Raw genomic sequence first — 24840 nt, 5'->3', positions numbered from 1 at the left:
CATCATTGCCGCATTGCACAGGATGAAGGTCGATGGGATTGCAGCGCCCTGAGTGGTTGAAGCCGGCACCGGACTCGGTGGTGGCCGACAACATCAAGCTCGGCAAATGGCCGTGGGTGGATGCCGTGCATCTGCTGTGGACGGTCTGGGTGTTCATCACGCCGATGTTCGGCGCGGGCTACACCCTGCGCTGGGCGTTGATCACCCTGTGGTCGTTCCCGTTGTTCATCGTGTTCTACCTGCTGACCTTGACAAGCGCGCGGCGGCACGCGCCGATCTTCGCGTTGGCGATGATCGTACTGTCGATGGCGCTGCTGCCGATCTATCCCTCCGGCATGAACTACTTCGTGTTCGGCTGCGTGATGCTGCGGACCAACCGTTGCATCAGCACGCGCCAGTACATGTTCGAGCTGGCGCTGTTGAACCTGGCGTTCCTGTCGCTGGCGTGGTGGATTGGCTACCCATGGCAGGTGATTGCGTGGATTCCGGCGCTGGCGGTTATCATCGGCTTGATCGTCAATGTCGAGCGCTCGAGCAGCGAGAAGGACGCCGCGCTGCGACTCTCACACGAAGAAGTACGGCGTTTGGCGGCGACTGCCGAGCGCGAGCGCATCGGCCGCGATCTGCACGATCTGCTCGGGCATACTCTGTCGCTGATCACGCTGAAGATGGAATTGTCGCGCAAGCTGTTCGAGCGCGACCCGCAGCGTTCGCAGCGCGAGCTGGCCGAGGCCGAGCAGATCGCGCGCGATGCGCTGGCACAGGTGCGCAGTGCGGTTACCGGTTTTCGTGCAGCCGATCTTGCCGCCGAGTTGGCTTCGGCCCATCTATTGCTGGAGTCTTCGCGCGTACACCTGCGCTACTCGCCGCCACCAGCTATGCCTACGTGGATCGAGGCAGGACTGTCGATGGTGTTGCGCGAAGCCGCCACCAATATCGCTCGCCATGCGCAGGCCAATGAAGCGTTGATCAGCATCAGCGTATCGCCGGAGGTGGTGTTGATGGAGGTGGTGGACGATGGTCGCGGTGGCGTATCGGCCAATGGCAATGGACTGGCCGGAATGCGCGAGCGGGTCCTGGCGTTGGGCGGCGAACTGCAGATCGAGTCGCCAAAGGGGCAGGGCACCCGGTTGAAGATCCGCATTCCGATACGGGCGCAACATATGCAATCGAACCCGGCGATGAACTCAGCGCAGGCCGATGCAGCACACTTGCCGACACAGGAGGCGCGCGCATGATCCGTATCCTGCTGGCCGAAGACCAGGCCATGGTGCGCGGTGCGCTGTCGGCATTGCTCAATCTGGAATCGGATATCGAAGTGATTGGTACAGCCGCTGACGGCGAGATCGCCTGGCGCGAGCTGCAGCGCCTGAAGCCGGATGTGCTGGTCACCGATATTGAAATGCCGTTGCTGACCGGGCTGGAACTGGCACAACGCGTGCAGCGCCAGCAGTTGCCGATCAAAGTGGTGATTGTCACCACCTTTGCCCGCAGTGGTTTCCTGCGGCGCGCATTGGAGGCCGGTGTGCAGGGCTACCTGCTCAAAGATGCCCCTGCCGAAAAGCTGGCCGATGCGTTACGGCAGGTGCATCGTGGTGGTCGCGCGATTGATCCACAACTGGCGGTGGAGGCCTGGTCCGAGGCTGACCCGCTCAATGACCGTGAGCGTCAGGTGTTGCGCTTGGCCGGTGAGGGCCAGACCTCCGCCGAGATCGCCACGCAGCTGAATCTATCGCAGGGGACGGTGCGCAATTACCTGTCCGAAGCGATCGGTAAACTGGGTGTTGGCAATCGCATCGAGGCCTATCGTCTGGCACGTCAGCGCGGCCTGCTTTGAGGTGCGCGTGGCTGCGCTCAGGATGCGCAGCCACGCAGACTCAGTATGACAATGAAGCCCACCAGCAGGGCTGCCCCCAGCGGACCATTCCAGGCACGCGAGCTGTGCTGCAAGGGCCGTGCATGCGCCCGCGACAACAGGGCTAGATCCCGGACATGGGCCACCTGGGCGTGGATGTCGGTGAGCCAGTTGGGCCCACGTGCACGGTCCAGCCAGACCTGGCAGGCGTCGTGGATCAGGACGGCATCCTTGTCGAGCATGCCCAGTGGAATCCGCAGTGTTGCCGGTGCATCTACGCCTTTCGGTTCGCGCCAATGCAGCCAGCGGATGAAGAACGGTGCCCGTTGCAGATAGGTGGCAGCGTTGCTCACCTGCAAGTGCAAGGCATGTACGGTGTGACCACGCATCTTGGTGCGCTCCAGCCACACGCCCATGATCTGGTTCCATGGGATACAGCCATACGCCCCGTGCTGGAAGCCCTCCGCATCCATGCGCAGCAGTGGGCCAGGCCTGAGCGCGGGCAACGCGATGTTCTGCCAGCCCAGGACCAGCAACAGCACGGTCATCGCCACCGAAACGGCGCCGAGCAGCCAAGCGCCTTTTTGCAGGAGCAACCAGGCGCACGCGCCAAATAGCGACAGGACCACAGCTGCCAGCAACAGGGAGCTGATCGACAGGCTTGCCACCAACGCGTCGCCGCGTTTGATACCGTCAAGCGCGGCGCGATTGCGTGCACGCAGCAGCGATGACGTTGCCGCGTAGCCGCCAATGCACACAGCCAGTGCAAGCGCACTGGCGATGGAATACCGACCGACGCCAACCGGTGGCGTGCTATTGCCCAGCAGCCAGTCCAACCACGGAATGGCGTAGGCAAAGGCCAGCAAACCGCTGACGGCAATGAGCAACAGCAGCAGGTATCTGGCTAGCTGCAGCAGCATCGGCTTCTCTCCCTGTCGCCGGCGCGGGATCATCCCGTGGAGGCAGGATTCTAGCCAGTGCTGACTGGTTCTGGCTTGGCGCCCTTGGTGGGACAGGTTGAGCGTAGCAGTTTGGGCCCGCAGGCAGGCCTACAGTTGTGGTGCGGGCCTTTAGCTGCGCGGTCCTCGCGCCATCGTTTGGAACACGCCATCACGGCGCACCCAGGCATGGAACAAGGCAGCGCCAACATGCACCAGCACCGTGGCAAACAGCAGGTAGGCCAGCAGGCTGTGGGCATTGCGCAGCAGTGCGTACAGCGATGGCGTATGCGGCACGATGGGTGGCAGCTGCACGCCGCCCCACAACGCGATGGGATAGCCGCCCGCCGACAACATCGCCCAGCCGATCAATGGCATCGCCAGCATCAACGCATACAGCAACCAGTGCGAGGCGGTGGCGGCCCATGCTTGCCATGCAGGCAGGTCAGCAGGCAGCGGTGGTGGCCGGTGGCGCAAGCGGTTGTACAGGCGCAGAAGGACCAGTACGAAGATCAAGATGCCGATTGGTCGGTGCAGATTGATCAGGCCTGGGCGCAGGTGCACCGAGGCAACCATGGTCACGCCGATGAACAGCATCGCCAGGATCAGCAGCGCCATGCTCCAGTGCAGTGCGCGCGCCAACAGGTTGAAGTGGCCGTTGCTGCTACTCATGGCTGCACCTGTGCGTTGTCACGAGCGGCTTCGCCGGTGGCGCGCTCGCGCTCGCGGCGATTGAAGGATTGCGAGTACACCGCCGAGCGAGCGGCGAGGATGGGGTCGTCGCTGCCTTCGACGCCCTCGGGCAGGATCAACGGGTCGAAGTTGAGGTCATTGCAGCTGCCTTGTTCCTGCGGTTGCATCTGATCGATGCTGAGTACACCGGCAACCACTTGTTCGCGCTCGGTAGGCCACGGTACGGACGGGTCATTGATAGCGTCCTGTGCGCTGGCCAAAGTCACCACCAGGTTCCAACGGACCGGGCCCTGTGCCAGCCGGTGTTGCAGATCCTGGCTGAGGAAATCCACGTCGGCCTGTTCGCGGGTTGCTGCATCCAGTTCGCGCGGCGTGGCCTGGGGCTGCCAGCGCCAACGCACTGCACGGCGTTGCCCCTGTGCATTGGTGAACCAGAAGCTGTTGACGCTGTTGAACTCGGTGCTGGCCCAGCTGTCGGTCCATGGTGCGGTCTTGGCCCATTGAGTGAAGGCACGGGCGCTGGGATATTTCTCCTGGATCGCGGCGAGCTTGGCCGGGTCCGGCTTGCCGGTGGTCGGGTCGGGAATCTGTGCGCGGGTCTGCTCGTAGAAGGCCTCCGGTGTCGCGACGGCGAGGAACGGGAAGCTGTTCATGGCCATGCGCCATTGCTGGCCGTCATCGCTGCTCAGCTGCAGGGCGATGCTGCGTACGCGTGCGTTGTTGTCGGCACCATGTGGATTGCCACCGCCTATCGACAGGCGGCCGAGCACCGGCACGCGTTGCTGTTCGAACATACGGGCATGCGATAGCTGTGACGCCTGAGCGCTGGGTTCGAACCAGCCGCTTACGCAAACGCCCTTGCTGTGGGCGCGACGAAAGCCGGGGTGGTTGGCGCCGGTTGCTTCGATGGCATCGGTGAAATTCTGTGCGGTCAGCCGATCACGGCCTATCCAACCGGCGAGCCAGGCAAAGCCGAGCGCCACTGCGCCGAGGATCAGCGCGATCAATGCGATCCAGGGCAGGGGAGAGTGCGGCTGGTCGCCGCGCGCTTGCCCGCCGTGGCGGGTGAATTTGAATAGAGGCATTGCGATACCAGTCTTGACCGACGGGAGCGTGGTGCCGCTATACGGTGGCAGAAGTGGCTGCGAAGGGCCAGCTTTGCGCTTTGCTCCTTCCCTTGCACGCAGTGCAGCGGCTTTCAGCCCCCTCCCTTGCGCGTAGCGCAGGGGAGGGTTGGGGAGGGGTGAGCTTCTGCGCTGTTGATGTTGCTTTGGCTGCTGGCTTTTCTCGCTTGGATCGCATGCGTGCATGCAAATCAAAATCTGAAGCCAAAGCCAAAGCCAAAGCCAAAGCTGCCCTCATCCCAACCCTTCTCCCGCAGGCGGGAGAAGGGCTAAGGCGACAGCCGGAGCTGGAGCTGGAGCCAGAGCAGAAGCCAGAGCAGAAGCCAGAGCACCCCTCCCCAGCCCGTCCGGCCCGAAGGCGTAGCCTTCGGTCGTTCATCAGGTCGCGCGGCAGTGCCGCGCAAGCAGACCTTCTTCACCCCCTGCGCTGCGCGCAAGGGAGGGGGTGGATCACGCGCGTGCCAGCTTGCGTAGCCGCTTGCGCTCCTTGCTGCGCGCACGCCAGTTGCGCCAGTGCTGCTGCAGGCAGGAGAAAATCACATACAAGGCCGGGGTGCTGAGCAGGGTCAGGCTCTGCGAGATCAGCAGGCCGCCGATCATCGCGATGCCCAGTGGACGTCGCAGCTCGGAGCCTTCACCCAGACCAATCGCCAGCGGCAGCGCCGCGAGGATGGCGACCATCGTGGTCATCATGATCGGGCGGAAACGCACGATGCAGGCCTCGCGTACTGCATCGGCCGGCGACTTGCCGCGCACGCGCTGCGCTACCAGAGCGAAGTCGATCATCATGATGGCGTTCTTCTTGACGATGCCGATCAGCAACACCAACGCGATCATCGAGATGATCGACAGATCGGTGTTGGTGATCCACAAGGCCAACAAGGCGCCCATGCCCGCTGCCGGCAACGTCGACAGAATCGTCACCGGATGCACCAGGTTCTCGTAGAGCATGCCGAGCACGATGTAGACCGTGGCGATGGCGGCGATGATCAGCATCAGCATCGCGACCGGGTCCATGGCCTGTCGGAAACCGCCGGGCGCGGCCTGACGGATGTCGCCAGGCATACGTAGGCCGGCGATCACCGATTTGACGATGGCGTCGCCTTCGCCGCTGCTTACGCCCGGTGCCAGGTTGTAGCTCAGGTCCATCACCGTGTACTGGTTCTGGTGGGTGACCTGTGATGGAGCCAAACCTGGCTCCTGATGGGCGAGTGCGGTCAGCGGAATCATCTGCCCGCTCTTGGTTGGCACATACAGGTCTTCGATCGCGGCGGGGCTGCCGGTCTGGCTGGGCAGCGCATTGACCACTACACCGTACTGGTTGAGGTCGGCATAGATGGTGGAGATCTGGCGTTGGCCGAAGGCGCCGTACAGCGCACCGTCGATGGCGCCGATGGTCACGCCAAGACGTGAGGCCTTCTCGCGGTCGATGACAATCTTCTGCATCAGACCACCCTTGTCCACGTCCGAGCCGACATCACGCAGCTGCGGATGTTGCTTCAGCGCGGTCACCAGCTTGGGCAGCCATTCGGCCAGCTGTTCGGCGTCATTGCCCTGCAGGGTCACGCGGTTCTGCGCGCCCTGTGAACCGCCACCGCCGCCGTCGGAGGGAAGGTCCTGGATTGCGCGCAGACGCACATCCAGATCCGGGAACTGCGCGGCCTTGGCGCTGAGCCGGCTGACCACCACATTTGTGGGCTCCTTGCGGCCTTCTTTCTCGGTATGCAGCTCGATGTTGAACTGTGCGCTGCTACCTTGGCGGCTGGAACCCAGTCGCGAGCCAACCATCTTCACCGCCGGGTCGGCCAGGAAGGTATCGCTGAGTCGGCGTTGGCGCTCGGCCATTTCCTGGAACGAGACGGTGGCACTGGAGCTGGCGCGGCCCCAGATCAACCCGGTGTCCTGCTCGGGGAACTGGCCCTTGCTGACCGAACCGGCCAGGTAGAACGTTGCAACGATCAGCAGCAGAGGCGTCAGTGACAGCAGCAAGGCGTGGCGCAGCGAGAAATCCAGCGCGACCGTATAGACCTTGAGCATGCCCTCATGCACGCGGTCCAGCATGCGATTGGTGCGGGTATCGCGTGCGCCCTCGGCGTGCGGATGCAGGAAGCGTGCGCACAGTGCTGGGGTCAGGGTCAGAGAAACCACCGCCGAGACCAGGATCGCCGAAACCAAGGTGAGGGTGAACTCGCGGAAGAATGCACCGATCATGCCCTGGGCAAAGATGATCGGCAGGAATACCGCGACCAGCGAGGCGGTGATCGATACGATGGTGAAGCCAATCTCGCGTGCGCCCGCCATCGCCGCTTCACGGCGTGGCATGCCCTCATCGAGATGGCGCATGACGTTCTCGATCACCACGATGGCATCGTCGACGACGAAGCCAATGGCTATCACCAGCGCCAGCAAGGTGAGGTTGTTGAGGGTGAAGCCCAGCGCGTACATCACCAGCGCGGCACCGGCCAAGGACAACGGTACGGTCACCGCAGCAATAAGCGTTGGCGCCAGCCGGCGCAGGAACAGCGCCATGGTCAGGATCACCATCAGCAGGCTGATCATCAAGGTGATCTGCACTTCGGCCAGCGAGGCTCGGATGGTTGGGGTGCGGTCGAAGTACGGTGTCAGCGTGGTGCCGGCATCCAGATAGCCGGTGAGTGAAGGAATGGATGCCTTTACTCGATCGACGGTAGCGACCAGGTTGTCACCGCTGCGCAGGTATACGTACATCAGTACGCCGCGCTTGCCGTTGAACCAGGCCGCTTGATATGCGTCCTGCTGGCCGTCGTAGACCGTGGCCACATCCTTCAGCCGCACCACCGCGCCGTCATGGGTGGAGATGGCGACGTTGGCGAAATCCGAAGCCTTGCGGATCTGGTCGTTGAGGATGATCGCGGTCTGGCTGGTGCCATCGCTGAGGAAGCCCAGCGGCGAGGCGACGTTGGCCGCGCGCATCGCATTGCGCAGGTCGTCCGGGCTCAGGCCAAGTGCGGTCATCGCGCGCAGGTTGAGGTCTACGCGCACCGCTGGCGTGGAAGCGCCGGCGATATCCACCTGCGATACGCCGGGCAGCTGGCGCAGGCGCTGGGCGAGCAACGAGTCGGCGGTGTTGTACAACTCAGCCACCGACTGCGTGTCCGAGGTCAGCGCCAAAGCGATTACCGGATCGTCGTTGGGGTTGGCTTTCTGGTAGGTAGGCGTGTTGATGCCGGCCGGCAAATCGGCCATGGCCGCATTGATCGCAGCCTGCACATCCTGTGCGGCGGAGTCGATGTTGCGGCTGGTGTTGAACATCAGGAACACCATGCTGCGGCCATCGCTGCTGCTGGAGCGCATGGTGTCGATGCCTGGCACCTGACCGAGGTGACGCTCCAATGGCGCGGTGACCGTGGCCGCCATGGTGTTGGCGTCGGCACCGGTGTTGGAGGCCTGCACGAAGATCACCGGAATCGACAGATTGGGCAGGGCGGCAACGCCGAGCCGCAGGTAGCAGACCAGTCCGGCGAAGAACAGGCCGATCGCCAGCAGGGTGATGCCGATCGGGCGCGAGATGAAAGGCGCGGAGATGTTCATCCGCGCTTACCGTGCCGTCTGCAGGCGTGCAGCGGCGCGTTGCTCACGGCGCTTGGCCGCCCACTCGGACAGGCGCTCGAAGTACAGGTAGATCACCGGCGTGGTGTACAGCGTGACCAGCTGCGACAACAGCAGGCCGCCGACGATCGCCACACCCAGCGGGCGCCGCAGCTCCGAACCGATACCGGTGCCCAGCGCCAGCGGCAAGGCACCGAGCATGGCGGCGGCGGTGGTCATCATGATCGGGCGGAAGCGCAGCAGGCAGGCGCGCCGGATCGCATCATAGGCATTGGCGCCGGAGCGCTGCGCGTCCAGCGCGAAGTCGATCATCATGATCGCGTTCTTCTTGACGATGCCGATCAGCAGCACGATGCCGACGATGCCGTCCACCGACAGGCTCATGCCGCACAGGTAGAGAGCCAGCAGTGCGCCGACACCGGCCGGCGGCAGGGTGGAGATGATGGTCAGCGGATGGATCCAGCTTTCGTACAGCACGCCGAGCACGATGTAGATCACCGCGATGGCGGCCAGCAGCAATAGGATCACGTCGGTCTGGCTGCTGGAGAACTCAGCAGCGGTGCCGACGAACTGCGCCTGCATCTGCTGCGGCAGCTCCAGCTCGGCCACCGCCTTGTTGATCGCATCCACGCCTTCGGACAAGGAGTAGCCCGGTGCCAGATTGAACGAGATCGTTGCCGATGGCAGCTGCTGCTGATGGCTGACGATCAGCGGCGCGGTGCCGGCTTTTGCGGTGGCAATCGCCGACAGCGGGATGCTGCCGCCTGCGCCCAATGCGATACCGGTATTGGCGCTGCCGATGCCGGTTGCGGTGGACGAGTTGCTTGAGGTCACCTGGCCCAGCGTGGTGGCATTGCTGCCGCTGAGCGTGCCGCTGCCATTGCTGCCGATCGCCAGCTGGTTCATCAGCGCATCGCTGGTGCGGAACTCCGGCGCCACTTCCAACACCACGCGGTACTGGTTGAGCTGGGTGAAGATGGTCGAGATCTGGCGCTGGCCGTAAGCGTCGTACAGCGTGTCGTCGATGGTCTGCATCGGGACGCCGTAGCGGCTGGCCTTGTCGCGGTCCACTTCGACATGCAGTGCACGGCCGTGGTTGGCGAGGTTGTCGTCGACGTCGGCCAGTTCCGGCAGCCGGCGCAATGCGTCGGTGACGCGCTCGGTCTGCTTGGCCAGCTCGGCACTGTCCATGTCCGACAGTGAGAACTGGTAGGCGGTGGCAGCCACACGCGTATCCAGGGTCACGTCCTGCACCGGTTTCAGGTACAGCGCGACGCCGGGGATATGCGCGGCGGCGGCCTGCAGGCGCGGCAGGATCACATCCAGCCCATCACGATCGCCACGGTCCTTGAGCACGATGCTCAGCTGGCCCTGGTTGAGGGTGGGATTCATGCTGCCAGCGCCGATGTAAGCAGCTACCCCGGTGACGGCTTCATCGCTCTGCAAGGCGGCAGCCACCGCCTGGGTGCGTTGCTGCATCTGGTCGAAGGCGACGTTTTGATCGGCGATGACCACGCCGGTGATCATGCCGGTGTCCTGGTCGGGCAGCAGGCCCTTGGGGATCACCATGTACAGCACTACGGTCAGTGCGACCGAAGCCAGGGCTATGCCCAAGGTCAGCGGCTGGTGGTGCAGCACCCAGTCCAAAGTGCGCTCGTACACACCGACCAGTCGCGACCAGGCGGTGACCTTGCCTTGCGCGGCGGTACGCTCATGCGCATCGTCGCCTTCCGGCAACGCGTCGGGCTTGAGCAGGTAGGCGCACATCATCGGCGTCAGGGTCAGCGAGATCACCATCGAGATCGCGACCGCGATCGACAGCACCCAGGCGAACTCATGGAACAAGCGGCCGGTGACGCCCGGCATCAGGATCAGCGGCAGGAATACCGCGATCAGCGACACCGTCAACGACAGCACGGTGAAGCCGATTTCCTTGGAGCCGATTTCCGCTGCTTCCTGGCCGTCCTTGCCCTTCTCGATATAGCGCACGATGTTCTCGATCATCACGATCGCATCGTCGACCACGAAGCCGGTGGCCACGGTCAGTGCCATCAGCGACAGGTTGTCCAGCGACATGCCGGCAAAGGCCATCACTCCGAACGTGCCCAGCAGCGACAACGGCACCGCCACCGACGGAATCACCGTGGCCCACAGCCGCCGCAGGAAGACGAAGATCACCGCCACCACCAGACAGATGGTGAGGATCAGGGTGAACTGCACGTCATGCACCGAGGCGCGGATGGTCACCGTGCGGTCGGAAAACACATCCAGCTTTACGTCGGCCGGCAGCATGCCTTGCAGGTTGGGCAGGATCTGGCGGATGTTCTCCACCGTCTTGACGATGTTGGCACCGGGCTGGCGGCGGACTTCCAGCAGCACCGCCGGCTTGCCATCGGCCCAGGCGGCGAGCTGGTCGTTCTCCACCCCGTCGACCACCTTGGCCACGTCGCGTAGACGCACCGGCGCACCGTTCTGGTAACGGATGATGATGTCGTTGTAATCGGACGCATCGCTGAGCTGGTCGTTGGTGGACAGCGTATAGCTCTGGGTCTTGCCGTTGAGCGAGCCCTTGGGTGCGTTGACGTTGGCCTGGGTCAGCGCGCTGCGCAGGTCTTCCAGGGTCATGCCCATGTTGGCCAGCTGCGCCGGGTTGACCTGGATGCGCACCGCTGGACGCACATTGCCGGCGATGGACACCAGGCCGACACCGTCGGTCTGCGACAGGCGCTGGGCCAGGATCGAGTCGGCCAGGTCGTTGACCTCACGCAGCGGGCGCGTGTCCGAGGCCAGCTTCAGGGTAAGGATCGGCGCATCGGCCGGATTCACCCGGTTGTACACCGGTTGATACGGCAGCGAGCTGGGCAGGGTGGCCTGGCGGATGGCCGCCTGCACGTCCTGCGCGGCGGTATCCAGATCGCGTTCCATCGAGAACTGCAGCACGATGCTGGACAGGCCTGCCGACGAATCGGAGGTCATCATGTCCAGCCCGGAAATCTGCCCCAGCTGCCGCTCCAGCGGCGTGGTCACCAGCGAGGCCATGGTCTGCGCGCTGGCACCCGGGTACTGGGTGGTCACCACCAGACTGGGCGCTTCGATCTCGGGCAGGGCCGCAACCGGCAGGCGCTGGTAACCGAGGATGCCCAGCAGCATCAGCCCGATCATCAACAGGGAGGTGGCGATCGGGCGCCGGATGAAAATAGTCGAAAAGCCCACGGTCGGTTCCTGGTGCGGGGGAGGGGAGGCGGGTGCCGGCCAGCGCGTCAGCGCGGCGGGCCACCCCGTCCACCACGGCTGCCACTGCCCTTCTGGGCGGCTGCCTTGAGCTGCGCTTCAGTCGGTGCTGGCGGCGCCTGCCCCGGCGCCAGTGCGTTGACCTTGCTGCCTTCCTTCAAACGGAACTGGCCTTCGGTGACCACCTTGTCGCCCGCCTGCAGGCCGCTGCTGATCACTACGTGGCTGTCATCGACCTGGCCGCCCTGCACCACATTGCGCAGGGTGACGGTGTTGTCGGGCTTGATCAGATAGACGAAGTCGCTGGTGCTGCTGCGTTGCACCGCTTCGGCCGGTACCACGATCGCGCCCGGCAGCACATTGAGCTTCATCTGCACGTTGACGAACTGTCCCGGCCACAGCGCATCGTTGGCATTGGGGAACTGCGCGCGCAGGCGGAAAGTTCCGCTGCTGCTGCTGATCTGGTTGTCCACTACCTGCAGCACGCCATCGGCATTGACCACGCTGCCGCCTTCGCGATCCATGGTCGAGGTCTGCAGCGGGCCCGAGGCCTGTGCGCTGCGCACCGCGTCGAGCTGCTGTTCCGGCAGGTTGAACAGCACATAGGCTGGCTGCAGCTGGGTGACGGTGACGATCTGGCTGCCGGCGCTGACCACATTGCCCGGGTCGACCGCACGGATACCGGCGATGCCGTTGATCGGCGAGGTGATGCGGGTGTAGTCCAGCTGCACCTTTGCCTGTGCGGCCGAGGCCTGCGAGGCGGCGACGGCGGCCTGGTACTGGGTTACCTGGTTGCGCAGCGTGGTCAGGTCGGTCTGCGCGACAAACTGGCGGTATTCCGGCGAGTTGGAGCGCGCGTAGTTGGACTGCGCGGTGGCCAACAGGGCCTCGTTCTGGCGCTTGCTGGCGATGGCCTGGTCGTACTGGGCCTGGAAAGTGCGCGGGTCGATCTGCGCCAGCAGTTCGCCCTTCTTGACCGCCTGGCCTTCGCGGAAGTTGACGCTGAGCAACTGGCCGCCGACCTGCGGGCTGACCGTGACGGTGTTGAACGCAGTTACCGTGCCCTGTGCGGTCAGGTAAACCGACACGTCCTTCTTCTCGGCGCTGACCGCGGTGACCGGCACTGGATCCTTGTCGTTGTTGCCGCCGCGGCCACCCTGGCTGCCTTGGCCGCTACTGTCCGCCGCCGCACCGGCCTTCTGCTTGCCGCCCCCCATCACCCGATAGCCGATACCGGCCACCAGCAGCACTGCAATGACCAGCAGTACGATCTTCCAGAAACGCGACATGCGAAAACTCCTGAGCAACCGATAGGGGGAGAACCAACAAGGCGCAGAGGATACCGCCGCGCCTGTGGTCTGGGAGGCATGACCGATGGGCCACGCATACAGACCCGTGCAGGTGATGAACGTTCCATCGCGGCATCGGTTGACCTGATATCCGCAATGTTGGGCCACAAAACCCTGAGTCGATCCCGGTAGAGTTCTGCTGACGCCCGGATGCTGGTCTGCCTACATCAGGCAGGTTGCCGCTTTGGCATCCATTGCGTCCATGATTGCCCTACATCCACCTTGGTTCCGTTTGGAAGGAGAGTTGCCGATGGCCCGTAAGACCCTGTCGCTGTCCGCGTTGTTGTGCGTGCTTTCGCCACTGGCGCAGGCTCAGGATGCCATCCAGCGTCCTGAGGTGGTCCAGGCGGCCAGCCGCTTGCAGCAACAAGTGGTGGATTGGCGACGCGATTTCCATGCCCACCCGGAACTCTCCAATCGTGAAGAGCGTACCGCTGCCAAGGTTACCGAGCGCCTGCGTGCGATGGGTTTGAAACCACAGACCGGCATCGCTGTGCACGGTGTGGTCGCCATCATCAAGGGCGGGCTGCCCGGCCCGAAGATCGCCTTGCGTGCCGACATGGACGCGCTGCCGGTCACCGAACAGACCGGCCTTCCATTTGCCTCCAAGGCCACCGCCGAGTATCGCGGCGAGCAGGTCGGTGTGATGCATGCCTGCGGTCATGACGCGCACACCGCAACCTTGTTGGGCGTGGCCGACGCGCTGGTCGCCATGCGCGACAAGCTGCCCGGCGAAGTGATGCTGATCTTCCAGCCGGCCGAGGAAGGCGCGCCGCCACCGGAGCAGGGCGGTGCCGACCTGATGCTCAAGCAAGGCCTGTTCAAGGACTTCAAGCCGGAGGCGGTGTTCGGCCTGCATGTGTTCTCCAGCGTGCAGGCGGGCCAGATTGCCGTGCGCGGCGGCCCTCTGATGGCGGCCTCCGACCGCTTCGGCATCACCGTCAATGGTCGCCAGACGCATGGCTCGGCGCCATGGAACGGCGTTGACCCGATTGTTGCGGCCTCTGACCTGATCGGCACCGCACAGACCATCGTCAGCCGCCGCGCCAACCTGTCCAAGCAGCCGGCAGTGCTCACCTTCGGCGCGATCAAGGGCGGCATCCGCTACAACATCATTCCCGACTCGGTGGAGATGGTGGGCACCATCCGCACCTTCGACCCGGACATGCGCAAGCAGATATTCGCCGACCTGCGCAATGTCGCCGAACACACCGCTGCCGCCCACGGCGCCACCGCCGTCACCGATATTTATGAAAAGGATGGCAACCCGGCCACGGTCAACGACCCGGCACTGACTGCACGCATGCTGCCCAGCCTGCAGGCGGTGGTGGGCAAGGACAATGTTTACGAGCCGCCATTGCAGATGGGCTCGGAGGACTTTTCGCTGTATGCCCAGCAGGTGCCGTCGATGTTCTTCTTCGTTGGCTCCACCGGTGCCGGTATCGATCCGGCTACCGCGCCGAGCAACCACTCGCCCAAGTTCCTGCTGGACGAGAAGGCGTTGGACGTAGGTCTGCGCGCGCTGTTGCAGGTGTCCTTGGACTACCTCAATGGCGGCAAGGCTGGCTGAGTCCCGGCTACGCTCTGAGAAGCTTTTGTAGGAGCGGCATCAGCCGCGAAGCCGGCACAGTTGGAACCACCGACAGCTCCGCAACCTGATGGACCACCAGCTTCGCGGCTGACGCCACTTCCACATTCTGATGGGCTGCGGGGAAAGGCGCTGCCGAGCATGGCTCGGCACTACCCGTAGCTGCTCCGTTCTTGCTTTTGTGGGAGCGGCGTCAGCCGCGATGCCGGCACAGTTGGAACCACCGACAGCTCGGCAAGCTGATAAACCATCAGCGTCGCGGCTGACGCTGCTCCCACATTCTGATGGGTTGCGGGGAAAGGCGCTGCCGAGCATGGCTCGGCACTACGGGGGGAGATGGGGCCCAAGTCCTCAAGGAGGGCCTGGACAGCCGCCTTCCTTTGCCAGGACAGGCGCTTTTCCCGGAGCGGCCGGGGAATCGCAATCCCATAAATCCCCCGCTCAACATGGCGCATTTACACTACGCCAATGAATACTCCACAAGATTCCAGCCTCGGCCGTGAGGTCGACTACCCCCGCCAGTACGATGCCAGTCTGCTGTTCCCGATCCCGCGCGCCGGCGCCCGTGCCGAGATCGGTCTGGGCAGCGAACTGCCGTTCGTCGGCGAGGACCGCTGGCATATCTATGAGCTGGGCTGGCTGGATGCACGCGGTAAGCCCTGCGTGGAGACCGCCACCTTGTACGTGCCGGGGACCTCGCCAAACCTGATCGAGTCCAAGTCGCTCAAGCTGTACCTGAACTCGCTCAACGGGGCACGTTTCAACCGTGCCGAAGCCGTGCGCGAGCGCATTGCCACCGATCTGTCGGCCTGCGCCGGCGCCGATGTGCGGGTGGAGTTTGGCCTACCACCGGTCGCGCAGACAGCAGGTGAGAGTATCGACCACCTGGATGTCGCCATCGACAGCTATGGCCCGCCCGATGCGAACCTGCTGCTGGCCGATGCCGGCAGCGTGGTCAGTGAGACCCTGGTGTCGGCCCTGCTCAAGTCCAACTGCCCGGTGACCGGCCAGCCGGACTGGGCCAGCGTCAGCATCCGCTATCAGGGCCCGCGCATCGACCGTGAAGGGCTGCTGCGTTACCTGGTCAGCTACCGCGACCACGCCGAGTTCCACGAACAGTGCGTGGAGCGGATCTTCCTGGAACTGAGCCAGCGCTGCGAGCCGGCCACGCTGGAAGTGGAGGCGCGCTACACCCGCCGCGGCGGCCTGGACATCAACCCGCGCCGGGCCAGCCCGGGTTTGGTCGCCAGCGCCCCGATCCGCGACCTGCGTCAATAAACATTCAGCTGCGTACGCTGGTTTTTACGTTGGCACGATGAAACCTTAACAGGCGTCGTGCAATCGTTGCTTCCAGTCAGTCACGGAGGAGCAGCCTGGATGAGCAGTACTGATAAGAAAGCCGATTTTTCCGGTGTCACTGGCTCCGTCACCAGCACCGAACAGGTGGTGGAAAAGGCGGATTTTTCGGGTGTCACGGCAACAGTGACCAGTACCGAAGAGATCGTTGGCGAGCAGGAATACACGGTGCAGAGTGGTGACAACCTCTCCAAGATCGCCAAGAACCTGCTCGGCGATGGCAATGCGTGGAAGAAAATATTCGATGCCAACCGCGATGTCCTCGACGACCCGGACAAGATCCGCCCCGGACAGACGCTGAAAATTCCGGCGCGTCAGGGTTGATCCCTGCGCCAATACATATACATACGTACGCACCTACAAACCAGATTCGGAGCAATTCATGAAGAAGACTTCGCTTAGCAGTGCCCTGATGATCGCTGTGGTCGGTGCCGTGGCACTGGTTGGCTGCAAGAAGAAAGAAGAAGCTGCGCCGACCCCGCCGCCGGCCGCAACCGCGCCGGCTCCGATGGTCGAGGCAGCACCTGCCGCGCCGGTTCTCGCGGTCACCGCAGTGACTGTCGGTAGCGCTGCGGCGGCTGATATGTCGGTGGCGCCGGTTGCTGTATTGGCTGCCAAGGACAAGATCATTGTTTCGATCAAGACCAGTGGCACCGCCAGCAATGTGCCGGTGGCTGCCAAGCTGACCTATCAGGATGGCCAGACCGCAGGTGAGCAGAGCGCCACGCTCAATTCCACCGACGTTGGCACCACCAATATCGAATTCGCCAACAGCAAGCCGTGGCCGGCTGGCAAGTACACCGCCGACGTCACCGTCGATGGTAAGGCTGCCGGTACCCCGCAGCAGTTCGAGGTGAAGTGAGTAAGGCGTTAGCCGGCGTAACTCTCTCCCGCCGGTGATACGCATGGGCGCAGCCACCAGGCTGCGCCTTTTTTTGTCCGCGTGAACCGTAGAGCTGTTCACTTCAGCATTTGAGTCGCCCGGGTCCGATGCTTGGTTCCGGCATCGGATTTTTCTTGTGGGAGCGGCGTCAGCCGCGAAGCAGGGACATCATCAAATGAAGAGGTTTGAGCAACCTCAGCGTCGCGGCTGACGCCGCTCCCACAATCAACACAACCCTATTTCGTTCCATTGCGCGCGAACCTTGATTTGCGCACTGTCCGCACCCGCTCGCGTACAGCGCGGGTGGTTGCAGCTGAGACCACCGCCGCCGCAATCGGCATGAGCAAGACAGCACAAGGCCTGCGCCATCTCCTAGCGCAGATGGTGTGTCGCTCCCTACCTTGGCGTATGGATTTGCTTTGCCCGCTCCCGTCGAAAACGCGACAATGCGAGGGTTTCCTCATCCGGCAGCCGGAGAGGGATTGCGCGCCGGCCCACTGGATGGCCGTGCGCCTGCCCGATCGCCGCTGCCATTCCACGCACCGCATCCGTCAGCAAGAGAGTTTTTGCCCCCATGTCGAATACGCCGAAGATCATCTACACGCTCACCGACGAAGCTCCGTTCCTGGCCACGCAGTCGCTGCTGCCCATCGTCGATGCCTTTACCGCGACCGCCGGCATTGCCGTCGAGACCCGCGATATCTCGCTGTCCGGCCGCATCCTGTCGCAGTTCCCGGATTTCCTGAAGGACGAGCAGAAGATCAGCGATGATCTGGCCGAACTGGGCGAGCTGGCCACCAAGCCGGAAGCCAACATCATCAAGCTGCCGAACGTGTCGGCCTCGGTGCCGCAGCTCAAGGCCGCGATCAAGGAACTGCAGGACCAGGGTTTCATCCTGCCGAACTACCCGGACGCACCGACCGATGACGTGTCGCGCGACATCCAGGCGCGCTACGACAAGATCAAGGGCAGCGCGGTCAACCCGGTGCTGCGCGAAGGCAACTCCGATCGCCGCGCACCGCTGTCGGTGAAGAACTACGCCCGCAAGCACCCGCACCGCATGGGCGCCTGGACTGCCGACTCCAAGTCGCACGTCGCGCACATGGACGGCGGTGATTTCTACGGCAGCGAGAAGTCGGCTACCGTCGCCAACGCTGGCAGCCTGAAGATCGAGCTGGTGCAGAACGACGGCAACACCGTTGTGCTGAAGGCCAAGACCGCAGTCAAGGCCGGCGAAATCATCGATGCTTCGGTGATGAACCGCAAGGCGCTGGCTGCGTTCGTTGATGCACAGATTGCCGATGCCAAGAGCCAGGGCGTGCTGTTCTCGCTGCACCTGAAGGCGACCATGATGAAGGTCTCCGACCCGATCATGTTCGGCGTCGTGGTCGACGAGTTCTACAAGGACGTGCTGGTCAAGCACGCTGCCAGCCTCGCCCAGATCGGTTTCGATTCCAACAACGGCATCGGCGATCTGTACGCACGCCTGCCGCAGCTGCCGGAAGCCGAGCAGGAAGCGATCAAGGCCGATATCGCCGCCGAATACGCCAAGCGTCCGGCCGTGGCCATGGTCAACTCGGACAAGGGCATCACCAACCTGCACGTGCCGTCGGACGTCATCGTCGACGCCTCGATGCCGGCGATGATCCGCGACTCCGGCAAGATGTGGAATGCCGAAGGCAAACTGCAGGACACCAAGGCGGTCATTCCGGACCGTTGCTACGCTGGCGTGTACCAGGCCGTTATCGAAGACTGCAAGGCACACGGCGCGTTCAACCCTGCCACCATGGGCTCGGTGCCGAACGTCGGCCTGATGGCACAGAAGGCCGAAGAATACGGCTCGCACGACAAGACCTTCCAGATCGCCGCCGATGGCGTGGTCAAGGTCACCGATGAAGCCGGCAACGTTGTGTTCGAACACGCGGTGGAAGCCGGTGACATCTGGCGCATGTGCCAGACCAAGGACGCCCCGATTCAGGACTGGGTGAAGCTTGCCGTCAGCCGCGCCCGCCTGAGCAGCACCCCGGCGCTGTTCTGGCTGGACGCCAAGCGCGCCCACGATGCGCAGGTCATCGCCAAGGTCGAAAAGTACCTCAAGGACCACGACACCAGCGGTCTGGATATCCGCATCCTGTCGCCGGAAGAAGCCACTGCGGTGTCGCTGGAGCGCATCCGTAAGGGCGAGGACACCATCTCGGTGACCGGCAATGTGCTGCGTGATTACCTGACCGACCTGTTCCCGATCCTGGAGCTGGGCACCAGCGCCAAGATGCTGTCGATCGTGCCGCTGATGGCCGGCGGCGGCCTGTTCGAAACCGGCGCCGGTGGTTCGGCACCGAAGCACGTGCAGCAGTTCGTCGAAGAGGATTACCTGCGCTGGGATTCGCTGGGTGAGTTCCTGGCGCTTGCCGCTTCGTTGGAGCACCTGGGCCAGCGTTACGACAACAAGGGCGCTGCGGTACTGGCCAATGCGCTGGACGCTGCCAACGGCAAGTTCCTGGATAACGACAAGTCGCCCTCGCGCAAGCTCGGTGGCATCGATAACCGCGGTAGCCACTTCTACCTGGCCATGTACTGGGCGCAGGCGTTGGCCGAGCAGAATGACGATGCCGCGTTGAAAGCAAAGTTCGCACCGCTGGCCGAAGTACTGACCAGCAACGAGCAGAAGATCGTCGACGAGCTGGCAGCAGTGCAGGGCAAGGCCGTCGACATCGGCGGCTACTACCGTCCTGACCTGTCCAAGGCTGGCCCGGCAATGCGCCCGAGTGCCACCCTCAACGCCGCGATCGCCAGCCTCAAGAGCTGATCAGCGTAAGATAGTGACGGCGGCGTGTTGTCGCTGCTGTTACATATTGAAAGCCTGCGTCCTTCAAGGACGCAGGCTTTCTTGTTTTCGCGTGATGACGGTGTGTAGATACGACCAAGGTCGTGTGCTGAAAACTCCACTGAAAAATCGAAGTGTGGGATCAATCACCCTTTCACATGCAGCTTCTGGAATAGCCTCATCCGACACGCAGGGAATCGCATGACGCGAGCGCGTCAAAAAGGGGAAGAGGCATGACCAGGGTGCTGGTAGTGGGCTCGGACACCCGGGAGGAGCAGACGCTCCTCGGGCGATTGAGGGAGATTGCAGGATTACCACCGGAAGGTCTGCAACGCTGTGTCGATCTGGACCAGTGTGATCTGCTGCTGGTCCGCGATACCCCGGCGTTGCGCAGTGCCGCCCAGCATATGGCCAGCAAGCGGCCGGCGATGCGCCTGTGGCTGCATGATGACGCCGGTGCCGTACATGATGGCCGCAGCAGCGGCGAGCTGCATCTGGATCAAACGCAGATCCAGCACGCGCTGGCACCGCCTCCTGCGCCGACCACTACCGATGGCTTATATCTGGCCAGCGGCGCCAAGCAGGTTACCCGCCTGCTACGGCAGCGCTTGCAGGAAAAGCAGGGCCGCGCAGTGCTGACACTGCAGGGCCAGCCGCAATTGCTGATTGATTTCGAACACGACCAGATGGTGCCGCTCTACGTGCATCCAGTGCAGGGGCCAAGCCTGGCCCAGCAGCTGGGTGACGTATTCGAATTGCTTTCCCTGCAGGAGCTGTCGTTGGCTCGCTTCCAGGCCTTGGCGGAAAACCTGTCGCGGCAACCGCTGCGGCCGCTGCTCTGGCAGATGGCGCAGTTTGGCGACAACTGGACCGACTTCGATCGACGCCTGCAACAGAACGCACGGGTGAGCCTGCTGCGCTGGCCGGACTTCCGCGTGCTTGCGCATCAACACGATGGCTTCAGGCTGTGTTCGCTGCTGCTGAAGAAGCCTTGCACCCTTGCAGAGTGCACTGAGTTGCTGGAGCTGGACAGCAATGCAACACGAGCCTTCATGCGTTCTGCCTACCTGTGTGGCTATGCCAGGGTGCAGGTGCCAGAGCCGGCAGCTGCGCCGCCGCCTGCGCCGGCCAAGGTTGGTGCCAGCGCCTTGCTGGCACGGATGTGGCGCAGCGTCCGTCAACGCACGGGTACCCATGCATGATCGAGCACAAGGTAGTGATTCTGGGCGCCATGGGGGCGGGGAAGTCGACGCTGGTGCGCGCTGTAGCGGGCGGCACCGTCATTGATACCGACGTACTCAACACCGATGCCAGCTCATCCAAACTGGCAACCACGGTGGCGATGGACTATGCCGATGTGAGTCTGCCCAATGGCGATCGGCTGCGCTTGTACGGCACGCCGGGGCAGGAGCGATTCTCCTTCATCTGGCCGGTACTGCTGCAAGGCGCGCGTGGCGTGGTGATCCTGGCTGACGCCTCCAGCCCCGACGTAGTGCAGGAAATGGAACGCTACCTGCTGGCACTGCGCGAACACGCCGCGACGGTTCCGGCAGTGATCGGCGTATCCAAATTCGATCTGATGCCGGATGTGGATCTTGATGCCTGCCTGATGCAGGCACAGAAGACCGCCGGCAGGCCGTTGCCATTGGTGCCGTTTGACGCACGCTCGGAGGATGCGGTGATGCTGCTGATGGATGTACTGATGGGTGAAGTCGAAGCCGCTGCCCTGGTGGGTGCCCATGACTGAGGCCAAGGCGATTGCACTGCTGGAAGACTGGGAGGTCGCGGCGATAGACCAACGGCTGCAGGAGTTCACCAGTTCGGTGGATGGCGTGCGTGCCGCTGTCGTCGCCAGCATCGATGGTTTTGTCCTGGCACAGGCCGCCACGGAGACCTCCAGCGGCGAGCGTCTGGCAGCCATGACCAGCGCCATGCTGGCGCTGGCCTCGGCGGTTGGCCGCGAGCTGGCCCTGGGCACGCTGGACGTGCTGATGCTGGAGGCCAGCGAAGGCAAGGTATTGATGCAGTCGATCCAGCTGCCACGCGGCTCGTTGTTGCTGATGGCCGCCTGCGGCCAGCGCAGCGTGATCGGCCACGTGCTGTGGAGCGCGCGCGAGTGTGGGCGCAAGATCCAGGCGGAGTTGTCTGGGGAGTGATGGTGGCGGTAGCTGCGGCTGCATTGGAGCCAAAGCCAAGGCTCCCCTCATCCCAACCCTTCTCCCGCTGGCGGGAGAAGGGCTAAAGCCGAAGCCGAAGCCAAAGCCGAAGCCAAAGCCGAAGCCAAAGCCAAAGCCAAAGCCAAAGCCAAAGCACCCCTCCCCAACCCTCCCCTGCGCTGCGCGCAAGGGAGGGGGCAGATCATGGCCATCTCCGGCCCCGTCTGCGAGTTGCACGAGAGCGCCTGCTTCGCCCCCTCCCTTTTGCGTAGCAAAGGGGAGGGTTGGGGAGGGGTGCTTTTGGTGCAAAACCCGCAATCCACGAACAGCTCCGCCCCCAAGCCTGTCCCGAACAGCAGCCAGTGGCGTATGGTCAGCGCAACTCCCCGGTGTTCTTCGCATGCGATTGCCCCGTACCTACATTGACCCAGCATCTCGGCGCCGTCAGGTCATGCCCTCATGACCGAGTTGGCTACAGACAACGCTTTGGCCGCCAGCAGCGCCAGCTGCATCGCGCAGGGTTTCGAGCATTACCACCGCGACTTCGCCCAGATCAGCCGGCGTGCACGCGAGCGCTTCCAACGTCGCGATTGGGCTGCTGCCAAAGCCGATGCAGTAGAGCGCATCGAGCTGTATGACGTCTGTGTTGCGCAGTGCCGCGCGCAGCTGGATCAGCTGCTGCAGGGCAGTAGCGAGTTGCAGCTGTTGTGGCGACAGGTCAAACAGGGCTTCGCTGCATTGATCGAAGGCCGCATTGACGGCGAGCTCTACAAGACCTTCTACAACACGCTCACCCGACGTCTGTTTGCCACCCGCGGTGTGGATGACAGCATCGAGTTCATGGCGCTGGATATCGAGCCGTCCGATGCCATCACCCATCCGGTCGCGCGGCATGTTTACGCTGTGTCGGAGGCCCGCCCAGCCGAAGCGTTCTCACGCTTGTTGGCGGACTACGTGTTCGACCTGCCGTACGCGCACCAGCTGCGTTGCGCAGCGGCCATCGCGGTGCGGCTGCAGGATGATCTCGCCCATTGGGGGCCGTATCCGGTACGCGCGATCGAGCTGTTGCAGACGGTGTTTTACCGCGAGCGACGTGCCTATCTGGTCGGACGCGTGTTCGGCGAGCATCGGTTCTCGCCGTGTGTGATTGCGCTGGTCAATGATGAGAGCGGCATCCGGGTGGAGGCGGTGCTGAGCCGCCGTCGCGATGTGGCACATCTGTTCGGCGTCTCGCGCAGCTACTTCCAGGCAGACCTGCCGACCGTGGCCGATGCGGTGGTGTTTCTGCGAAGCATCCTGCCGGGCAAACCGGTGGATGAGATCTATACGGTGCTGGGCCGGGCCAAGCAGGGCAAGACCGAGCGCTATCGCACCTTCTTCAGTCACTTCCAACAGCACGACAACGAACAGCTGGTGCATGCCGATGGCACGCCGGGCATGGTGATGACGGTGTTCACCCTGCCCAGCTATCCGCTGGTTTTCAAGTTGATCCGCGACCGCTTTGCCTGGCCCAAGACCATGAGCCGACAGGACGTGGAGGACAAATACGCGCTGGTGTTCAACCTGGATCGCATTGGTCGTTTGTTGGATGCACAGCCGTATCGCCATCTGCGCTTCCCACGACAGCGTTTTGCGCCGGCCTTGTTGCAGGAGCTGGTGGATGAGTGCAGTCAGAGCGTGCGCGTCGACGGCGATGAAGTGGAGATTGCGCTGTGTTACGTGCAGCGTCGCTTCCGGCCATTGAATCTCTACCTGCGCGAGCAGGGCGCAGAGGCGGCACGCGCTGCCGCGTTGGATTATGCGCAGGCGATCCGCGACATGGCCTGCAACAACATCTTCCCTGGCGACATGCTGCTGAAGAATTTCGGTGTGTCGCGGCATGGCCGTGCGGTGTTCTACGACTATGACGAACTGTGCCTGGTTACCGAATGTAATTTCCTGCCATGGCCACAGCCACGCAGCGAGGAAGAGGCGATGGCGGCCGAACCGTGGTTCCATGTCGCGCCGAACGATGTATTCCCTGAGCGTTTTGGACCGTTCATGGGATTGCCGCGGTCGTCATTGGATGTGGTGCAGGAGAAATTTGGTGAGCTGTTTGATCCGAGCTGGTGGCTGGATCTACAGGCCGGGTTCCGGCAAGGTCTGTACCCTGATACCCCGCCGTACCCGCGCGCGCTGCGGCTCGCTTGAGGCTTGCCGCGGCCCACGGGCCGCGCTTTAATCCGCTTTCCGGACACAAGGAGACGTGGGATGCGACAGATATTTGCGGCCATGGCGTTTGGCGCTGTGGTTATGACTGCGATGCCGGTGATTGCCAAGGCAGAGAGTGGTGGCGGTATCGCGGCAGTACGCGAGCGGATTGAAAGCAGTTTGGTGGTCCGTGGCGAAGTCAGTATCGAAACCGACGGGTCGGTATCAGCAGTGCAGCTGGACAAAGAGGACAAGCTGCCTCCCGGGGTGGTGAGCATGGTGCGCGATGCGGGTTTGAAATGGCGTTTCGAGCCTGTGCTCCGGAATGGCGTCGCAGTCCGCGCGCTGGCACCGATGAGCCTGCGCGTCATCGCCCGCAAACTGGATGGTGATCGCTATGAAATCAGCCTGCGCGGCATCAATTTTGCGCGGCTCGACGCCGACGATCCGGAGAACATCGCGCGTATCTCGCTGAAGCCGCCGCGCTATCCAGAGCAAGCTTACCGTGCCGGCATTTCTGGCAGTGTCTACCTGCTGGTCAAGATCGGCAGGGACGGCAAGGTCGAGGATGCTTTTGCCGAGCAGGTGAACCTTACCTTCCTCAGCAGGGAGAACGATCAGCGACGTGCCCGCGAACTGCTGGCCAAAAGTGCCCTGGCCGGAGCCAGGCAATGGACCTTCCGGGTTCCGACGCAAGGCCCTGCGGCCGCGCAGCCGTTCTGGAACGTGCGCGTACCGGTCAGTTATTCGCTGGACAATGGGGCCGCCGAGGGCCAGGAGCAGGCGCGCTGGGTGAGTTATGTGCCGGGCCCGCGTGAGCGTGCACCGTGGCGCGAAGACCGCGAGCAGCTTGGATTCTCGCCGGACGCGCTCGCCGATGGCAGCGTCAATCTGGTCGACAACAATGGCCCGCGCCTGCTGACCCCGCTGCAGGGCACCTGACCCTTACGGGTAGTGCCGAGCCCCACGCGGGGGGGGGGGGGCCCGGGAAGACCCCCCCCCCCCGCCGGGGGGCGGGGAGGGGGGGGGGGGGCCCCCCCCCGGCGGGGGGGGGGCGCACAAAAA

The 24840-nt window shown here is 63.5% G+C and carries 18 protein-coding genes; 12 read left to right on the top strand and 6 right to left on the bottom strand.

Translation table 11 applies throughout. The features are described from left to right. The first annotated feature begins 32 nt into the window (after positions 1–32). Together ACVOLZ_RS16705 and ACVOLZ_RS16700 are read left to right on the top strand one after the other, a co-directional pair. Positions 33–1238, top strand: a complete 1206-nt coding sequence (locus tag ACVOLZ_RS16705) for a sensor histidine kinase (RefSeq protein WP_481517089.1) — start codon at positions 33–35, stop codon at positions 1236–1238. Then, entirely contained in the window at positions 1235–1837 is a 603-nt protein-coding gene (locus ACVOLZ_RS16700) for a response regulator (protein ID WP_481517088.1), read from the top strand. The genes ACVOLZ_RS16705 and ACVOLZ_RS16700 overlap by 4 nt, the downstream gene beginning before the upstream one ends. 17 nt (positions 1838–1854) lie before the next feature. On the opposite strand, the gene ACVOLZ_RS16695 is transcribed toward ACVOLZ_RS16700, so the two are convergent. The 6 genes from ACVOLZ_RS16695 to ACVOLZ_RS16670 form a co-directional block, all read right to left on the bottom strand. Beyond that, positions 1855–2775 carry a hypothetical protein gene (locus tag ACVOLZ_RS16695; protein WP_481517087.1) on the bottom strand — a complete coding sequence of 307 codons (921 nt, stop codon included), beginning with the start codon at positions 2773–2775 and terminating at the stop codon, positions 1855–1857. Between the two features lie 150 nt (positions 2776–2925). Beyond that, positions 2926–3465, bottom strand: a complete 540-nt coding sequence (locus tag ACVOLZ_RS16690) for a cytochrome b (RefSeq protein ID WP_481517086.1) — start codon at positions 3463–3465, stop codon at positions 2926–2928. Beyond that, on the bottom strand, positions 3462–4571 hold the full coding sequence (locus tag ACVOLZ_RS16685; RefSeq protein ID WP_481517085.1) for a catalase family peroxidase: 1110 nt from the start codon (positions 4569–4571) through the stop codon (positions 3462–3464). The genes ACVOLZ_RS16690 and ACVOLZ_RS16685 overlap by 4 nt, the downstream gene beginning before the upstream one ends. A gap of 489 nt (positions 4572–5060) precedes the next feature. Further along, positions 5061–8180 carry an efflux RND transporter permease subunit gene (locus tag ACVOLZ_RS16680; protein WP_481517084.1) on the bottom strand — a complete coding sequence of 1040 codons (3120 nt, stop codon included), beginning with the start codon at positions 8178–8180 and terminating at the stop codon, positions 5061–5063. A 6-nt stretch (positions 8181–8186) separates the two neighbouring features. Then, complete coding sequence (locus tag ACVOLZ_RS16675; RefSeq protein WP_481517083.1) at positions 8187–11411, bottom strand: efflux RND transporter permease subunit; 3225 nt, start codon at positions 11409–11411, stop codon at positions 8187–8189. Positions 11412–11458: 47 nt separating this feature from the next. After that, a complete protein-coding gene (locus ACVOLZ_RS16670) occupies positions 11459–12718 on the bottom strand; it encodes an efflux RND transporter periplasmic adaptor subunit (protein WP_481517082.1) in 1260 nt (419 codons plus the stop codon). 310 nt (positions 12719–13028) lie between these two features. Between ACVOLZ_RS16670 and ACVOLZ_RS16665 the strand changes: the two genes are divergently transcribed. From ACVOLZ_RS16665 to ACVOLZ_RS16620, 10 genes are all read left to right on the top strand, one after another. Further along, positions 13029–14348: an amidohydrolase gene (locus tag ACVOLZ_RS16665; RefSeq protein WP_481517081.1), complete on the top strand. Its 1320-nt coding sequence runs from the start codon at positions 13029–13031 to the stop codon at positions 14346–14348. Between the two features lie 486 nt (positions 14349–14834). Then, positions 14835–15644 (top strand): NADPH-dependent 7-cyano-7-deazaguanine reductase QueF, encoded by an 810-nt coding sequence (gene queF / locus ACVOLZ_RS16660; protein WP_481517080.1) that lies wholly within the window; start codon positions 14835–14837, stop codon positions 15642–15644. Between the two features lie 99 nt (positions 15645–15743). Then, positions 15744–16046: a LysM peptidoglycan-binding domain-containing protein gene (locus tag ACVOLZ_RS16655; protein WP_481517079.1), complete on the top strand. Its 303-nt coding sequence runs from the start codon at positions 15744–15746 to the stop codon at positions 16044–16046. 58 nt (positions 16047–16104) lie between these two features. Continuing rightward, positions 16105–16584: a hypothetical protein gene (locus tag ACVOLZ_RS16650; protein WP_481517078.1), complete on the top strand. Its 480-nt coding sequence runs from the start codon at positions 16105–16107 to the stop codon at positions 16582–16584. Between the two features lie 595 nt (positions 16585–17179). Continuing rightward, positions 17180–19411 carry an NADP-dependent isocitrate dehydrogenase gene (locus ACVOLZ_RS16645; RefSeq protein ID WP_481517077.1) on the top strand — a complete coding sequence of 744 codons (2232 nt, stop codon included), beginning with the start codon at positions 17180–17182 and terminating at the stop codon, positions 19409–19411. Between the two features lie 251 nt (positions 19412–19662). Next, positions 19663–20631, top strand: coding sequence for a hypothetical protein (locus ACVOLZ_RS16640; protein ID WP_481517076.1), 969 nt, complete (start codon positions 19663–19665; stop codon positions 20629–20631). Beyond that, entirely contained in the window at positions 20628–21176 is a 549-nt protein-coding gene (locus ACVOLZ_RS16635; protein ID WP_481517075.1) for a GTP-binding protein, read from the top strand. The genes ACVOLZ_RS16640 and ACVOLZ_RS16635 overlap by 4 nt, the downstream gene beginning before the upstream one ends. Further along, entirely contained in the window at positions 21169–21585 is a 417-nt protein-coding gene (locus tag ACVOLZ_RS16630) for a roadblock/LC7 domain-containing protein (RefSeq protein ID WP_481517074.1), read from the top strand. The genes ACVOLZ_RS16635 and ACVOLZ_RS16630 overlap by 8 nt, the downstream gene beginning before the upstream one ends. A gap of 459 nt (positions 21586–22044) precedes the next feature. Beyond that, positions 22045–23775: a bifunctional isocitrate dehydrogenase kinase/phosphatase gene (gene aceK, locus ACVOLZ_RS16625; RefSeq protein ID WP_481517073.1), complete on the top strand. Its 1731-nt coding sequence runs from the start codon at positions 22045–22047 to the stop codon at positions 23773–23775. A 60-nt stretch (positions 23776–23835) separates the two neighbouring features. Beyond that, entirely contained in the window at positions 23836–24717 is an 882-nt protein-coding gene (locus ACVOLZ_RS16620; protein ID WP_481517072.1) for an energy transducer TonB, read from the top strand. Positions 24718–24840 lie beyond the last annotated feature (123 nt).

This window comes from Stenotrophomonas sp. STEN020 (genome assembly GCF_056760195.1).
The sequence above is the reverse complement of the archived record's forward strand: the minus strand, read 5'-3'. Positions and strand labels throughout refer to the sequence as shown.

What these genes read in the sequence shown, in the direction of transcription:
- ACVOLZ_RS16680 (WP_481517084.1), bottom strand. Translation starts at nt 8,180, where the DNA reads ATGAACATCTCCGCGCCTTTCATCTCGCGCCCGATCGGCATCACCCTG.
- aceK (WP_481517073.1), top strand. Translation starts at nt 22,045, where the DNA reads ATGACCGAGTTGGCTACAGACAACGCTTTGGCCGCCAGCAGCGCCAGC.
- ACVOLZ_RS16690 (WP_481517086.1), bottom strand. Translation starts at nt 3,465, where the DNA reads ATGAGTAGCAGCAACGGCCACTTCAACCTGTTGGCGCGCGCACTGCAC.
- ACVOLZ_RS16650 (WP_481517078.1), top strand. Translation starts at nt 16,105, where the DNA reads ATGAAGAAGACTTCGCTTAGCAGTGCCCTGATGATCGCTGTGGTCGGT.
- ACVOLZ_RS16655 (WP_481517079.1), top strand. Translation starts at nt 15,744, where the DNA reads ATGAGCAGTACTGATAAGAAAGCCGATTTTTCCGGTGTCACTGGCTCC.
- ACVOLZ_RS16635 (WP_481517075.1), top strand. Translation starts at nt 20,628, where the DNA reads ATGATCGAGCACAAGGTAGTGATTCTGGGCGCCATGGGGGCGGGGAAG.
- ACVOLZ_RS16620 (WP_481517072.1), top strand. Translation starts at nt 23,836, where the DNA reads ATGCGACAGATATTTGCGGCCATGGCGTTTGGCGCTGTGGTTATGACT.
- ACVOLZ_RS16665 (WP_481517081.1), top strand. Translation starts at nt 13,029, where the DNA reads ATGGCCCGTAAGACCCTGTCGCTGTCCGCGTTGTTGTGCGTGCTTTCG.
- ACVOLZ_RS16645 (WP_481517077.1), top strand. Translation starts at nt 17,180, where the DNA reads ATGTCGAATACGCCGAAGATCATCTACACGCTCACCGACGAAGCTCCG.
- ACVOLZ_RS16700 (WP_481517088.1), top strand. Translation starts at nt 1,235, where the DNA reads ATGATCCGTATCCTGCTGGCCGAAGACCAGGCCATGGTGCGCGGTGCG.
- ACVOLZ_RS16695 (WP_481517087.1), bottom strand. Translation starts at nt 2,775, where the DNA reads ATGCTGCTGCAGCTAGCCAGATACCTGCTGCTGTTGCTCATTGCCGTC.
- ACVOLZ_RS16685 (WP_481517085.1), bottom strand. Translation starts at nt 4,571, where the DNA reads ATGCCTCTATTCAAATTCACCCGCCACGGCGGGCAAGCGCGCGGCGAC.
- ACVOLZ_RS16705 (WP_481517089.1), top strand. Translation starts at nt 33, where the DNA reads ATGGGATTGCAGCGCCCTGAGTGGTTGAAGCCGGCACCGGACTCGGTG.
- ACVOLZ_RS16670 (WP_481517082.1), bottom strand. Translation starts at nt 12,718, where the DNA reads ATGTCGCGTTTCTGGAAGATCGTACTGCTGGTCATTGCAGTGCTGCTG.
- ACVOLZ_RS16640 (WP_481517076.1), top strand. Translation starts at nt 19,663, where the DNA reads ATGACCAGGGTGCTGGTAGTGGGCTCGGACACCCGGGAGGAGCAGACG.
- ACVOLZ_RS16630 (WP_481517074.1), top strand. Translation starts at nt 21,169, where the DNA reads ATGACTGAGGCCAAGGCGATTGCACTGCTGGAAGACTGGGAGGTCGCG.
- queF (WP_481517080.1), top strand. Translation starts at nt 14,835, where the DNA reads ATGAATACTCCACAAGATTCCAGCCTCGGCCGTGAGGTCGACTACCCC.